Origin of the sequence: Legionella moravica DSM 19234, from assembly GCF_000423305.1 — a bacterium.
GTDB classification, from domain to species: domain Bacteria; phylum Pseudomonadota; class Gammaproteobacteria; order Legionellales; family Legionellaceae; genus Legionella; species Legionella moravica.
This window is the reverse complement of the sequence record NZ_AUHS01000021.1, coordinates 1-14,409: the sequence shown is the minus strand read 5'-3', so window position 1 is coordinate 14,409 and position 14,409 is coordinate 1. Positions and strand designations below refer to the sequence as shown.

The window sequence follows — 14,409 nt, the reverse complement described above, 5'->3', positions numbered from 1 at the left end:
GTGCCTCCATTTCTATTTGTGATTAAGATTGGGTTACAATCGTAATCACAGGTATACTGACTCGTCTCATATATTTATAATATAGCGTTTAGTCCTTTCTTTTCGATTAAAGAAAGTAATTTCAAAGAAGTACCTGCTGGTTTTTTAAGCCCCCTCTCCCATTGGCTAATAAGATCTTTAGATACATTAAGACAATACGCAAATATGGGTTGGCTCACATTTTCTCGTTCACGCAATGCCTTTATTTCTACAGGTAAAAATTCATGTATCGGGGTTAAACATGCGCGATCAAATTGTCGCATTGTTTTTTTATCAATAACACCCGCATCAAACATATCAACAACAGTTTCATGTACAGCCTCAAAAACCTCACTTTTATATGTTTTATTTGTGCTCATTATATAGTACCTCCACAAGTGCACCTGATTGGAGCAATCGCTCAATGTCATCACCAGAAAAATTAAGCATCTGCGAAGATAAATCTTTAAATATTTGCTCTTCTTCCTGGCTTATGTTGTCACGTTCATTTTTTGGAAATCCATACACTAAAAAGGCCAGATCTTTATATCGATATAAAATAATACACCGATACCCACCCGACTTTCCTTGGTTTGCTCTGCCAAGCCTTTGCTTTATAACTCCACCACCATAATCAACATCGATTAATCCTTTTTCAATCTCTTTTATTAACTTACATAATTGAGAATCTAAAATACGCTCTTTCTTTGCAAATTTAGTAAACCATTTGTTTTTAAAAACCCGCAAAATAACATTCCATATTTCTTTTTATTATATGGTGTAATTATATAGCACTCAGTTCTATATTTCAAGAAATACTGACCCAAATACTAACCCAATTATTAACAGATAAATTCTAAATGATTAAATCCTGATAGATGGAAATCCAGAATATTAACCTTATAGAAATAAAGGACATGCTGAATTTCGGGAGAATTTCACCATCCGTAATGGCTATTCCAAAGCTCAGAAATAATGTAAACCCCCTCTTCATCAAGGTAGGATCGAGCATCAACAAAGTTTGATGTACCAACTTTTTCAAGTAGTTCTTGACCGCACTCAGGATCAAAAAAAGAGTACATCATAGCAAGCAATACTTGTTTGCTATGGCTATAACCGCCTATGGACTCTTTAATGAATTGATAGTTGGGTTCTAACTGCCATCTTTTGTGAGCATCATTGAGTGAGGATGCTTTTAGGTTAAAAAATTCAACACCAACTTTTTTTACACCTTGCTTCCAAGCCTTATCAAAGCGGATCATGAGATCATTTCTGTTATTCATTAGTTGTCCACCGTTTTGTATTTTATTCTCATTAACATCTACTTTACTTTAATGGCTTAAATAAGACCAAATTATGAGTCAAATAATTCTTCTATTGTTTCCTGCATTTCGTCCTGACTGGGCTTCGCATAACGAAAAATTTCTTTTATTGAAACATTTCCACTAAGTTCCTGAGCAAAATGCACTCCATGCTTATCTGTTACTTTTTTCAAAAAAGTATGCCGAAGTTTATGAGGTGTAAATTCAAATCGCTCATTCTCTGGTAAAAGTGCAAGCACTTGTTTTAAAACTCGCTGACATATTCGAAATATATTCCGAGTATTAATACGATTCCCTGCCCTATTAATAAATAAGGGTTGGTCAGATTCTATAGCTCGACTCTTTAAATAATTATCCAAATGTTCTCTACTTTCTTGCGGTAAGGGAATTTTAGTAGTCACCCGTTTACTTTTATGTCGTACTACAGAATGAAGCCCTTTTGAATGATATTGGTGTACATTTAATGAGACCAATTCAGATTCCCGCAAACCTGTTCCCAACAACACATAAAAAACAGCAGTTTCCAATAATGCATTTTGATTTTTTCGAGTACATATTTTAGCGCGTTGCTCGCAGGCTGCTTTTAAGCGCATAAGCTGTTTCGAGTTCAAGCCATTCCATTCTGGAGCATCTGTCTGTAAATCTTTAACCCCTGATAAAGGATCGCCCGCAATTAAGGGTCGTTGTTGATAAAGCCAACGGCCTGCATGACGAATGGTTGCCATGGTCCGATTAATGGAAGTCGCTTTGTATGCTTTTCCGGTTTTCTCCGAAATGGTATTGCATAAGGAACGTTGAAATTGTTTACTTACTGCTGGTGTCCAATTATCTACCTGGTCGTGCCCTACTTCGACCTGAAAAAAATTTAAAAATTTAGATAAGTCTTTTTGTTTAGCCTGAACTGTTTTTTCCGGTGCACCTTTGACATGAACCTGAACATAAAATGACAACCAGGCCGATAACGAATTGGTATCAAAATGAACATCCAAGGGATGAAAAACCTTATCTACCCCAAACTTTCGATTTTTGTCGTTTTTGTCATTCAGTAAGTTCAAGGCATGCTCCATGAGTGTTTTTCTCATTTTACCTCATTTGGGGTAGATAAGGTACGTTATCTACCCCAAATGAGTCGTTTTGTTTATTTGGTAGATAATTTTTATACCATATAATTGTTTATTATTTTGAGTACATCAATTTAGGAATTAAGCGCACATAAATCAATTCACAGAGCAGTTCTATGAGTGTCTGAGTAACAATGATTGCAGGAAGTATTGGAGTAGCACCTGGAATTGCTAGGGCAAGCGGTAAAACTACAAGTGAATTGCGAGTACTTGCGCTAAAAGCTACTGAACGACTGGCCGGCACATCCAGTCGGAGCATTCGGGCGACAAACCATCCGATTAGAGGCGCGATAATTGCAAAGGCAATGTAAATCGGAATTACTTTTAAAACCAACTTAATGGAAAGTCCAAGTTGTGGGATTACCGACGCAATTACCAAGAAAAGCACAAGAGCTGTTGCTGGTACTGGAAGTAATCCAAGTGCTATTAAAACTCTCTTCCCTGTTAGGCTACGTGATGCCCATGCCTGCACGAATAGTGCAAATAAAAGGGGAATAGCAATTAACCATATAAACGCTTGAACAAATGGACCAATTTGAACTAAGTGTGTGGCTCTCTCTCCAAGGAACAAACCGAGATAAATTGGGAGCAGTAGTATCTGTACGATAAGAAGCACTGGTGTAGCTACCAGCAATAAGCGAGCATTGGCTTGCCCGAGATGTGAAAAGGTTACGACATAATCGATGCAAGGAGTGAGCAAAACCAACAGTACTCCAAGTCGCACCATAAAATCCGTGGGAAGAAATGGAACTAAAATCGCAACTAATGACGGAAGTACCATAAAATTGACTAAAAGCAGGATGCCTAGAAAGTGAAACTGTAAGAGTGACCTCTTCAAATCAGCAATTGGCACTTGGAGGAACGTTACAAATAACATCAGTGCTAATGCCGGATTTACTACATGTTCAAAAGCTATTGTGCTTGAAAAAATCATAGAAATTAAGATTGCCACTACAACCGCACCAAAATAAATGCTAATTTGCCAAGTATCTAATGTTTCTCTGATTTTGGTGGTGTTCATTTTTTGCCTCTTTACACAATTGACTATTAAAATTCCCTGGCAGGGAACGCAATGACGTCATGATATCGTCTTGTATCGTTCGATTGTATAAAAATATATAATTTATAAGCCTTCTATTTTTTGGACTAATGCTATTTAAGGCTTAATTTTTTCCTGCCAAATAAATATAAAACTTACAGCCCTAATAAGAATTTAAATTCTCTGAGCATAGTGCAAACTCTTGCACTATGCTATACTTGTAATACATGTGTTACACTTAAAGGAAACTTATGTTAGCCGTTCGCTTACCGGAGAAACTTGAAGAACGTTTGTCACGCTTAGCAGAACAAACACATCGTTCTAAAAGTTATTATGTAAAACAAGCAATCGAAGATTTTCTAAATGAACAGGAAGAGCACCTTATTGTCCTTTCACGATTAGAAAAGAGAAATCCTCGTATAACTCTTGAAGAAATGGAAAACCGCCTTGGCCTGGAAGATTGAATTTGATACTGATGTAGAAAAAGATCTAAAAAAACTAGGACACTCTGCCCAAAAGAGAGTTATTAAATATCTAAAGGAGCAAGTAATTCCTGCTGAAGATCCGCGATCATTTGGTAAACCATTATCAGGTAACCTTTCGGGGCTGTGGCGTTATCGTACGGGGGATTATCGTATTATCGCAAAAATTGAAGACGATCATTTTATAATTCTTATTGTCCATATAGGACATCGAAAAAACGTTTACGATTAACTGGATAATCCTGGTCATTACTCATTATTATTAATCCTATTGCACAGACTAAGTGTCTTTTTATTTTCTGTTTGTAGGGTAGTATGGGAAATTTTAAATTGGTTTAATAATAATAACTGAACTTCATCCCTGACCAGTTCTTCCTTAAAACGAGAATCAATGACAAGGTGAGCTGTTAAGCTAATCTTATCGGAAGTAATAGCCCAAATATGTAAATCATGTACGTCTAAAATACCTTTTATAGACATTATTCGAGACTTAATTTGGTTAAAATCAATTCCTGCGGGTACGCCTTCTAAAAGGATGTTTATAGTCTCTTTGAGAAGTATCCACGTGCGGGGCAATACCCACAATCCAATTAAAACTGCGATAGCTGAGTCCACCCAGCTCCAATCTGTGAAGCGAATTAAAAGCGCTGCAATAATCACCCCTACAGAGCCTAACATATCACTCCATACCTCAAGATAAGCACTTTTTAAATTTAAATTTTTATCTTTGTCACGGGATAATAAATACATAGATGCTAAATTAATAAGCAGACCGAGACTGGCAATAATTAACATACCGGTGGAATAAATTTCAGGAGGTTGTTTTAACCGTTGATATGCCTCATATATAATATAAAGCGCTACTACAAAAAGAAGAGCGGCATTAAATGCAGCAGCTAGAATTTCAAATCGATAGTAACCAAAAGTACGGCGTGCATCAGCCGGTCGTTTACTTACATGAATAGCAATTAGTGCAATAATTAACGCAGTAACATCGGTTAACATATGCGCAGCGTCGGAGATTAATGCAAGGCTGCCGGTTAGAATACCGCCGATTACCTCAGCAATCAAAAAACCACCTGTTAATGAAAGAGCCCACCAAAGTGATTGTTCTCTCGAAACTCCTTGAACATTGGGCTTAATCTTTTTGTCCATAATGTCTTCCTAACAATGATGTGTCACATCACTCCCGATGCATCTAACAATTAGCACTTAAAGGCACTTGGCACACCCTTTATAACATTCTAAATGAAACCCCATGTAAAAAAATGGCTGCAAACATTAGAAAAATAAAGAGAACAATAATGAAATGCCGGTTTTTTCTTTTTTTAAACATGAAAAGAGAAAGCCCGCATAACACAATGACTGCTGCAGACAGAGCGACTAAAAACCATGGAGTAAGTTCCATCATCTTTCCTTGACTGATTAAACACCTGAGCTATTCTTTAGGTTCATGCATATGTCCACCATCACCACCAAACCCTCCTTGATATCCTTCCTCAGGATGAGCTGTATCAGGATTGTTTTTTGCACAGGACATTAAACTGCAACCTAATAAGAATACCCCTATCAAAACAATAATTTTTTTAAATCCCATAGTCATTTTTAATTTCCTTTTGTATCGATACTTATTAAGCATAACATACTGAATATTAGTATGTATTCCTCTTCTATTTGAGGATAATATGTCCCAACCCCAACACTACATCATTTATTTTTATTATATTCCTCCAAATAATTAATTATCTTGGTGACATCGTTAATGTTCATAGGCTTTGCAAAGCAAGGGTAAAGACTGTTTTTTAAAATTTTATGAGGTGATGTACTCAGTACTATAATAGGTGTCAGTTTATTAAAAATTGATTGTTCCCGGATAAGATCAATCAGTTCAAAACAATCGCATTCTTTATTAAGTTCAGCATCAATCAAAATGACATGATAGGTTTTTAATTCCACCAAAACCAAGGTCGATTCAATATCTAAGGCCATATCGACACAATGCCCCAATTGAGTTATTTGAGCGCGTATAATAATACGTGCGCCAAGAGAGGGTTCGGTTACTAAGAAATGCAATATGCCATTCATCTACCACCTCTCAATACATAGCCTCTTTCGTTAACACGACCTTCTTTCTTAATTTTTATTGTCTACACACGGCATGCCTTAAAGCACTACAAATCCAAACATTCAAACTCACTCCTGAGTTTTTTGCAGCCATGAATACATCCCGATGAAGTTCGGGCGAAACAGTGAGTGCCAATTGGCCTGATAAAGGTAATTCAGGCTCTTTCAATTGTTTCTCACAACTTTTTAGATAATTATCAATCGCTTCCATGAACGCATTTTTTAACTGATGAGACATGGTTGCCTGAAAAGTAATTACCGTCTGCGTATTAATTATTTCTCCAAAAAACAATTCATTGAGATCGTCAAATACCGCATGTCCAATGTAGCCTTTATACTGCAACATAACGACCTCCTGACTCATGTAACAAGCGTACTATTTACGCCCTTTAATTACTTAATTAACGTGTCACTTTCGGCTAAATGACTCTTTTTCATATAGCTTTTATGAGAATTCAGCAATCGTAAACCATTTGCCACCACAATTAAACTAGCACCCATATCAGCAAATACAGCCATCCACAGGGTAGCTAATCCACTAAGAGCTAAAATAAAGAACACCAATTTAATAATCAGGGATAGGCTGATGTTTTGCTGTAGAATACGAGACGTTTTACGACTTAAGTGAATGTATAAAGGCAGCATCGCCAGATTATCATTCATTAAAGCGACATCGGCTGTTTCTAAAGCAGTATCAGTGCCTTTTCCCATAGCAAAACTTATAGTAGCTGCAGCCAAGGCTGGGGCATCATTAATTCCATCACCGACCATCCCTACTGCTTTATATTCCTTCAGAAGAAGACCAATAGCCTTCATTTTGTCTGTAGGTAATACATTCGCTTGTACTTCATCAATTCCTACAAGCGTTGCAATAGCACGAGCGGTAATGGCATTATCTCCGGTGAGCATCGCAGTTTTTATGCCTTGTTGATGCAAGGCTTCAATAGCCTTTTTACTGGTGGGACGAAGTGTATCTGCTACGGCAAAAATCGCTAAAACCTTCATCTTATTGCTTAAAATCACTGTTGTTTTGCCTTCTTCTTCCAATCGCTCAAGCTCTTGTTCAACTCCTAAATTACATACTTCATTGTCTTCAGCTAATTGATGATTACCCACATAATAAAGTTCTTGGTCAACGAGGCCTTTAACACCTCGACCGGGTAATGCGGTAAATTGATCTATAGAGAGCATTTCTTCATTAGGTTGCTCTTTATGCCAATAGGCCACCAATGCGTGTGCTACGGGATGTTCGGAGTGAGAATCAAGGCTTGCTGCCAAGAGTAATAACTCGCTCTTTGTATGGTTTTTATCATAAGCAATAAAATCAGTAACTACCGGTTTTCCTTCGGTTAATGTGCCTGTTTTATCCAGAGCAATTAATTTTAAGCGATATCCATTCTCTAAATAACTTCCCCCTTTAATGAGTATCCCGCTCTTTGCTGCAGCGGCTAAACCACTTACCACTGTAACAGGTGTCGAGATAACTAAAGCACAAGGACACGCAATGACCAGTAAGGTTAATGCTTTATAGATCCAATCATAAAAGGGATAGCCAAATACCAAGGGTGGGATGAGGGCGATTAGAACGGCAATGAGGACCATTATTGGGGTATAGTATCTCGCAAATTGATCGACAAATCGCTGAGTTGGCGCACGCTCACTTTGTGCTTGTTCAATTGCTTTGCCAATTTTTGCAAGTAGGGTATCCCCTGAAGCATTACTCACTTTAACCTCAAACGAACCATGTTCATTGAGTGTTCCGGCAAAAACACTATCCCCTACTCGTTTACTCACCGGCATTGATTCTCCAGTAATAGGCGCTTGATTCACCGTACTTTGACCTGAAATCAAATGACCATCGAGAGGAATACGCTCACCGGGTTTCACTCTAAATACGGCACCAGGTTGTACTTCTGTAACAAGTAGTGTGTGCCATTGACCATTGTCCCCTTTAACCAGAGCGACCTCTGGGGCAATTTCCATTAAACTTCGAATCGCCTGACGTGCCTTATCTAAGGAATAACGCTCAATACGCTCAGCAAGTGCAAATAAAACGGTCACCATTGCAGCTTCTGGCCATGCACCAATAAAGGCAGCACCCGTTATGGCAATTAACATTAAGCTGTTAATGTTCATCGCTTTCGTGCGTAAAGCAATCCACCCTTTTTTAATGGTTGCAGGACCACTTAACGCTATAGCTAATAAGGCAGGAACAATGACCCAAATGGATTGTTCTGATGCAAAATAATACGCAGCTAATTCTGAAAAAAGTGCAAATAATCCAGCAATTCCAATGGCACCCCAAGACGCATCAATACCAAAACGCTTGCCCTTTTGGTCTGACACATTGCTACTTTTAGAACGAACGCTCATACCCAGGCTTTCAATTTTTTGCTGTATGGGCTCAATAGTAGATAAAGAATGGTGTACGGTTACTTCTTCCGCGATGAAATTAAAATCTAATTGTTTTATTTCAGGTATCGTTTGTAATTGCTTTCTGATTAATTGTTCCTCAGAAGGACAATCAAGGCCTGCAACAAAAAAGGTCGTTAATGTTAAAGGTGCGGTCATAGTTAACACTCCAAATAGGCCTTGTTCTACCAATTAAGATATTCAACACCTTGCTCTCAAAGACGTGTTCCATTAGAAAAAACCTATTAACTGTCCGTCTCTTCGGTAAAGTGCTTTAGCATGTCATCTAAAATACAGCGTACATGCGCATCATAAATACTGTAATAAATGTGTTTGCCTTCTCGGTTAGCAACGAGCAGTCGAGCCGAACGAAGTAAACTCAAATGATGACTGGTTAGTGGTACCGATAATTGTAATTGTTGTGCCAGTTCAGAAACAGACTTAGCACCTTCTAAACAAGTCACCAAAAGTCTTAAGCGATTAGGTTCACCCATTAAATGTAAAATATCACTTAGCGTTATCATTTGATCGTGTGTTAGCATAATGACTTAAACAGTTAAACAAGTATTTAACTATTACTATAGCTAAATACCGTGCTTTGTCAAATTCACTCTGACTTTTTTTGTGGACTGAGTTGCCCATTTTTACGGCGGTCATGAAAAATGTAATATAGTCCTGGTAAAACCAACAGGGTCAGGAAAGTGGATGAAATAATCCCGCCAATAACTACTGTTGCCAAAGGGCGTTGCACCTCAGAACCGGTACCTGTTGCAAGTGCCATAGGCACAAAACCCAAGGAGGCGACTAACGCGGTCATCAATACTGGGCGAAGTCGTGCTAGTGAGCCTTGCAATACTGCATCTTTTAAATAAAACTTTTTTTGTTCCCGCAATTTATTAATAAAGGTAATCATAACCAAGCCATTGAGTACCGCAACACCCGATAAAGCAATAAATCCTACACCTGCTGAAATAGATAAAGGAATATCCCGTAACCATAAAGCAATAATCCCACCTGTTAAGGCCAAGGGTATTCCTGAGAATACTAATAAGGCATTTTTAACGCTCCCAAAACTCATAAAAAGGAGTAAGAAAATCCCGATTAAAGTAATCGGCACTACAATTTGGAGGCGTTGCGTGGCGGATTGCAATTGTTCAAATTGTCCTCCCCAGGTAATCCAATAACCGCTAGGGATCTTGACATTTTGCTCAATTCGTTGTTTTGCTTCATTCACAAAAGAACTTAAGTCACGATTTCGTACATTGGAACTGACCACAACACGGCGCTTACCACTTTCACGACTGATTTGATTCGGACTTTCACTTCGAACAAAAGAGGCGACTTCATTTAGAGGTATAAAATGACGCTCTCCATCTTTTGAGGGCGGCAGAGGAATAAATATTTGGCGCAATACATTAGGATCTGAGCGCATGGATTCTGGCAGACGGACGATCAAATCAAAACGTTTGTCCCCTTCAAACAACTCCCCTCCCTTCTTACCGCCTGTCGCAATGACAATGGCATCTTGTACGCTACTGATTTGTAGTCCATAACGTGCTAAAGCCTCACGATTAATCTTAACGGTTAAAAGAGGTAACCCGCTCACCTGTTCGACTTTTACATCCGCAGCCCCTGGAACCTTTTTTAATTGGGCGCTTATAGATTCAGCAATTTTTAACAAAACATCCATATCATCACCAAATACTTTCACAGCCACATCACTGCGAACCCCTGAAATCAGCTCATTAAAACGCATTTGAATGGGTTGAGTGAACTCATAATTGTTACCTGGAACTTGCTGAACTGCTTGTTCAATTTCTTGGACTAATTCCTGTTTAGTTTTTTTAGGATTAGGCCAATCTTTACGTGGCTTTAGCATAATAAAGGTATCTGCCACGTTAGGCGGCATGGGATCAGTAGCGACTTCTGCAGTACCTAATTTTCCAAACACAGTGCTTACTTCAGGGAACTCTTTTACCCGTTTTTCTACTAAATCCTGCATGGTAAGGGCTTGGGTTAAACTGGTTCCAGGAATACGCATCGCATGCATGGCGATGTCTCCCTCATCAAGGCTGGGTATAAATTCTCCGCCTAAACGAAAAGCCAGGAAAAGGCTTACTGCTACTAAACATAATGCGGCACCCAAGACCACTTTTCGGGCATGAAAACACCGTCTTAATACGACGGCATATCCTAGACTCAGATGATGCACTAACCAATTTTCTTTTTCTTGGACCCGACCATTTAAAAAGATAGCAACTGCTGCAGGCACAAAGGTTAAGGCAAAGAGCATAGAAGCTAACAGGGCAATGATGACCGTTTCTGCCATAGGCAGAAACATTTTACCTTCAACTCCGGTTAAGGTTAAAATGGGCAAATAAACCACGGTAATAATGAACACTCCGAAGATGCTTGGTCTAATGACTTCTGTTGTGGCATAGGAGATGACTTTTAAGCGCTCTTCAAGATTTAAAATGCGCTTCAAAGCATGCTGTTGCTCTCCTAAATGTTTGATGCAATTTTCAACGATAATCACCGCACCATCCACTATCAAACCAAAATCCAGCGCTCCTAAGCTCATTAAATTGGCACTGATTTTATTCTCAACCATCCCTGTAATAGTTAGTAACATTGATAAGGGAATAACCATGGCAGTAATTAAAGCCGCGCGAACGTTACCTAAAAAGAGAAACAGAATCACACAGACTAATAACGCCCCTTCCAGTAAATTTTTCTTGACTGTATTAATCGTTGCATTTACTAATAAGGTTCTGTTGTAGACTGTCACGGCCTCAACCCCGGACGGAAGTGATTTATTAATTTCCTTCATTTTTGCAGCCACACGCTCAGATACGGTTCTGCTGTTCTCACCCATCAACATAAATACCGTTCCTAAAACGACTTCCTTACCATTCTCAGTCGCAGCACCAGTACGTAATTCTTTTCCTATAGCCACCTCAGCTACATCGCGTATACGAACAGGAGTTCCTTCAAAACTTGCAATAACAATGTTCTCTATATCTGCACTATCTTTTACTTGACCTGGAACACGAATTAAATTTTGCTCGCCATTAGTTTCAATATAGCCAGCACCCACATTAGCATTATTGCGTTCCAAAGCCTCAACGACATCATTTAAACTCAACCGATAGCGCACCAGTTTCATGGGGTCGGGCGTGATATGAAATTGCTTTTCATAACCTCCAATCGTATTAACCTCTGCAACGCCTTCAACATTACGTAATTGCGGTTTAATAATCCAATCTTGAATGGTACGCAGCTCTGTAGGATTGTACCGTTGGCTGACAGGCACGTTCGCCTGATTGGTCACGGTGTACATAAAAATCTCACCAAGACCGGTAGAAATGGGTCCAAGAGTTGTTTCCACCTCAGGGGGTAGCTTATTTTTCACTTCTTGCAAGCGTTCATTAATGAGCTGCCGTGCAAAATAAATATTGGTACCGTCTTTAAAGACCACCGTCACCTGAGATAATCCATAACGTGATAAAGAGCGGGTGTAACTAAGACTTGGCAAACCACTCATCGCCAATTCCATTGGGAAGGTAATGCGTTGCTCCACCTCAAATGGGGAGTACCCCGAAGCCTGAGTATTAATCTGTACTTGCACGTTCGTAATATCAGGCACGGCATCTATTGGAAGGCGTTGAAAGTTATAAACCCCAAGACCAGCAATAGCAGCAGTAAACAACAACACAAACCAACGGTGTTTTAAGGAAAACCGAATAATTTTCTCAAGCATTATTGATCCTTAGTGCTCATGGCTTGCGCCATCTTTACCTAATTCAGCTTTCATAAAGAAACTGTTTCTACTCACATAGCGTTGGTCTTTATCAAGACCTGACACTACCTCCGCCCACTCGTCGTCCTTCTGCCCTAAAGTCACTGGAGTGGCTTCAAAATAATCACCTTGCTGTACAAAAACCACCTCGCGATCATTTAGACGTTGAATGGCAGAAAGAAGCACCGCAACAGGCACTTCTTTTTCTTTAATGGTGATGGCTGCATTCACATACATGCCAGGTAACCACGCACGAGCTTCATTGGGGATTATTGCTCGAGCTAAAGTGGTTTGACTGTCTTCAATCCCTAAAGGAGCAATGTAAGAAATGATGCTCGTGGATTGGGGCTTACCTTCATCACCTGTTACGGTGACTTCCATACCTGACTTTATCAAAGGTGCTTCTTTGCGATATAAGGTAAAATCTGCCCATACATTAGCAAGATTAGCCACTTCAAAAATGGGTTTTGTACTTTGTGCCAACTCACCATTGGTTGCATATTTTTGTACAATAGTCCCGGTCATCGGTGCGGTTATAGTGTAATTTTGTAAGCTCTCGTTACTTTCAATCGTGACTAGCACCTCGCCTTTGGTCACCTCATCCCCCAAATTTTTATTGATGGCTTTAATAATACCTGAATAACGGGCATAAATAGGGGTAAGGGTATCGCGATTGGGAACAATTTTTCCTACTACCTTTAATTGAGTTTTAATGGTTTGGCTTTGTGCGACCACTGTTTGGATGTCTGCAGCTTTTAAAACGGTCTGGGGAATTTTAACGCGCCCTTCCGCAGTCTCATAATGCCAGGTTATGTTTTGCCCCTGGATGTTTAAGTTAATCCCTACTTCAAATGAATGGGGTTCACGAATCACTTCATTACTTTGTAAAAAAGTCTCAACAGGTGTGAAATGAATAGTTTCTTTTTTTCCAGAAAAGCGAGTTAACGCAACAGTTAATCGCGCTTTATCAGGTGACATGACTTCTCCATTCTCATAAAAGTAGGCACGAAAATGAGGAGGCATGCCCCGTTCAAAAATTAAAAGCTCCATAGCCAATGAATCTTTTTTAAATAAACGACCGCCTTGTGGTCCTTTTTCTATACTTTCTTGATGTTCAGTTTCTTCCGCAGCGGTTGAATCTTCTCCCGCCCATACATGAAAAAAACACAGAACACTGACTATAATAATGAAGGGTTTTAAAAAGTTCATTTGCTCTCCTTGGGATTATCCAGCCCCAAAAGTCCTGTGATCTGAATTAATGATTTATGATAATCGGCATGAGCTTGTTGATAATGTCGCTCTTCCTCGTATAACGCATTTAAAGCTACGGATAATTCAATGTAGGTGTAACGCCCCATTTGATACCCTTCTTGAGCAAGGTTTATGGATTTACGTGCTAAGGGTAACAACGATTTAGTAACCAATTGTGCTTCATAATTGTTTTGCTGTGCCTGTAAAAAGAACGCGTAGAGATTTTGGCGCAATTCCAATTGGGTTCCTCGATATTCATGAGCAGTTTGAGTGTATTGTGCTTCAGCTGTGAGAATTTTTCCTTGGTTTCGCTCGTATACAGGAACTTGGGCATAAGCTGAGGCAACAGCCGCATTACTGCCATCGTCTGAAAAATGACGGCCACCCAATTGGATGTTTAAATCAGGCCAAACCGATTTTTTTACCGCAGTAATGGTGGCGCGTTTGGCTTGCAGCAGAAGTTTCATTTGCAGTAATTGCGGGCTTCCCGCTATTTTCTTCAATAATTGCGGCCAGTCCCACAACGTACCTGGCAATCCTCTATCCACCAATACATTATCAATACGGAAACTAGTTCCTAATAACCGCGCCAATTTTGCGCGCTGTAACAAGGCCTCACGTCCTGCTTTATTCTCTTGAATACGCGCTTCACCCAATCGCACCTGGGCTAATCGTAAATCTAATTCCGCTCCAGCTCCCGCTTTTACACGGCGATCTATTGCAGAAACTATGTCTTGGTTTAATTTTATTAATTTCTTGGTGACGAGATGCCATTGAGAGGCATACAATGCATCCACATAAGCCACACCCACAGCAACATAGAGCACTGCTTTTTGCACAT

At 39.4% G+C, this 14,409-nt stretch carries 16 protein-coding genes; 2 read left to right on the top strand and 14 right to left on the bottom strand.

Features of this window, described 5'->3' with window-relative positions; translation table 11 throughout:
• Positions 1–74: 74 nt before the first annotated feature.
• From G543_RS0106395 to G543_RS0106375, 5 genes are all read right to left on the bottom strand, one after another.
• Positions 75–398 (bottom strand): helix-turn-helix domain-containing protein, encoded by a 324-nt coding sequence (locus G543_RS0106395; RefSeq protein WP_015444995.1) that lies wholly within the window; start codon positions 396–398, stop codon positions 75–77.
• Entirely contained in the window at positions 385–765 is a 381-nt protein-coding gene (locus G543_RS0106390) for a type II toxin-antitoxin system RelE/ParE family toxin (protein ID WP_028383801.1), read from the bottom strand. The genes G543_RS0106395 and G543_RS0106390 overlap by 14 nt, the downstream gene beginning before the upstream one ends.
• 191 nt (positions 766–956) lie before the next feature.
• A complete protein-coding gene (locus G543_RS0106385; protein WP_028383800.1) occupies positions 957–1,301 on the bottom strand; it encodes a hypothetical protein in 345 nt (114 codons plus the stop codon).
• A 71-nt stretch (positions 1,302–1,372) separates the two neighbouring features.
• A complete protein-coding gene (locus G543_RS0106380) occupies positions 1,373–2,422 on the bottom strand; it encodes a tyrosine-type recombinase/integrase (RefSeq protein WP_065236033.1) in 1,050 nt (349 codons plus the stop codon).
• Positions 2,423–2,516: 94 nt separating this feature from the next.
• Positions 2,517–3,482: an arsenic resistance protein gene (locus tag G543_RS0106375; protein WP_028383798.1), complete on the bottom strand. Its 966-nt coding sequence runs from the start codon at positions 3,480–3,482 to the stop codon at positions 2,517–2,519.
• 269 nt (positions 3,483–3,751) lie between these two features.
• Between G543_RS0106375 and relB the strand changes: the two genes are divergently transcribed.
• A complete protein-coding gene (gene relB, locus G543_RS0106370; RefSeq protein WP_006871706.1) occupies positions 3,752–3,964 on the top strand; it encodes a type II toxin-antitoxin system RelB family antitoxin in 213 nt (70 codons plus the stop codon).
• On the top strand, positions 3,948–4,214 hold the full coding sequence (locus G543_RS0106365; protein ID WP_006871705.1) for a type II toxin-antitoxin system RelE family toxin: 267 nt from the start codon (positions 3,948–3,950) through the stop codon (positions 4,212–4,214). The genes relB and G543_RS0106365 overlap by 17 nt, the downstream gene beginning before the upstream one ends.
• Positions 4,215–4,231: 17 nt before the next feature.
• On the opposite strand, the gene G543_RS0106360 is transcribed toward G543_RS0106365, so the two are convergent.
• From G543_RS0106360 to G543_RS0106315, 9 genes are all read right to left on the bottom strand, one after another.
• The gene (locus G543_RS0106360; RefSeq protein WP_006871704.1) at positions 4,232–5,137 is read right to left on the bottom strand and encodes a cation diffusion facilitator family transporter; all 906 of its coding nucleotides are present in this window, start codon (positions 5,135–5,137) and stop codon (positions 4,232–4,234) included.
• 283 nt (positions 5,138–5,420) lie between these two features.
• Positions 5,421–5,585 carry a hypothetical protein gene (locus tag G543_RS19175; RefSeq protein WP_165482378.1) on the bottom strand — a complete coding sequence of 55 codons (165 nt, stop codon included), beginning with the start codon at positions 5,583–5,585 and terminating at the stop codon, positions 5,421–5,423.
• 104 nt (positions 5,586–5,689) lie between these two features.
• The gene (locus G543_RS17235; RefSeq protein WP_051190609.1) at positions 5,690–6,067 is read right to left on the bottom strand and encodes a response regulator; all 378 of its coding nucleotides are present in this window, start codon (positions 6,065–6,067) and stop codon (positions 5,690–5,692) included.
• 55 nt (positions 6,068–6,122) lie between these two features.
• Positions 6,123–6,452, bottom strand: coding sequence for a type II toxin-antitoxin system HicB family antitoxin (locus tag G543_RS0106340; RefSeq protein WP_028383796.1), 330 nt, complete (start codon positions 6,450–6,452; stop codon positions 6,123–6,125).
• 47 nt (positions 6,453–6,499) lie between these two features.
• Positions 6,500–8,677 carry a heavy metal translocating P-type ATPase gene (locus G543_RS0106335; protein ID WP_028383795.1) on the bottom strand — a complete coding sequence of 726 codons (2,178 nt, stop codon included), beginning with the start codon at positions 8,675–8,677 and terminating at the stop codon, positions 6,500–6,502.
• Between the two features lie 86 nt (positions 8,678–8,763).
• The gene (locus tag G543_RS0106330; protein WP_028383794.1) at positions 8,764–9,060 is read right to left on the bottom strand and encodes an ArsR/SmtB family transcription factor; all 297 of its coding nucleotides are present in this window, start codon (positions 9,058–9,060) and stop codon (positions 8,764–8,766) included.
• Positions 9,061–9,125: 65 nt separating this feature from the next.
• Positions 9,126–12,278: an efflux RND transporter permease subunit gene (locus G543_RS0106325; protein WP_028383793.1), complete on the bottom strand. Its 3,153-nt coding sequence runs from the start codon at positions 12,276–12,278 to the stop codon at positions 9,126–9,128.
• 9 nt (positions 12,279–12,287) lie between these two features.
• Positions 12,288–13,526, bottom strand: coding sequence for an efflux RND transporter periplasmic adaptor subunit (locus tag G543_RS0106320; RefSeq protein ID WP_028383792.1), 1,239 nt, complete (start codon positions 13,524–13,526; stop codon positions 12,288–12,290).
• Positions 13,523–14,409: TolC family protein (locus G543_RS0106315; RefSeq protein WP_028383791.1), on the bottom strand; the 887-nt coding region annotated here is incomplete at its 5' end. The genes G543_RS0106315 and G543_RS0106320, both read right to left, overlap by 4 nt.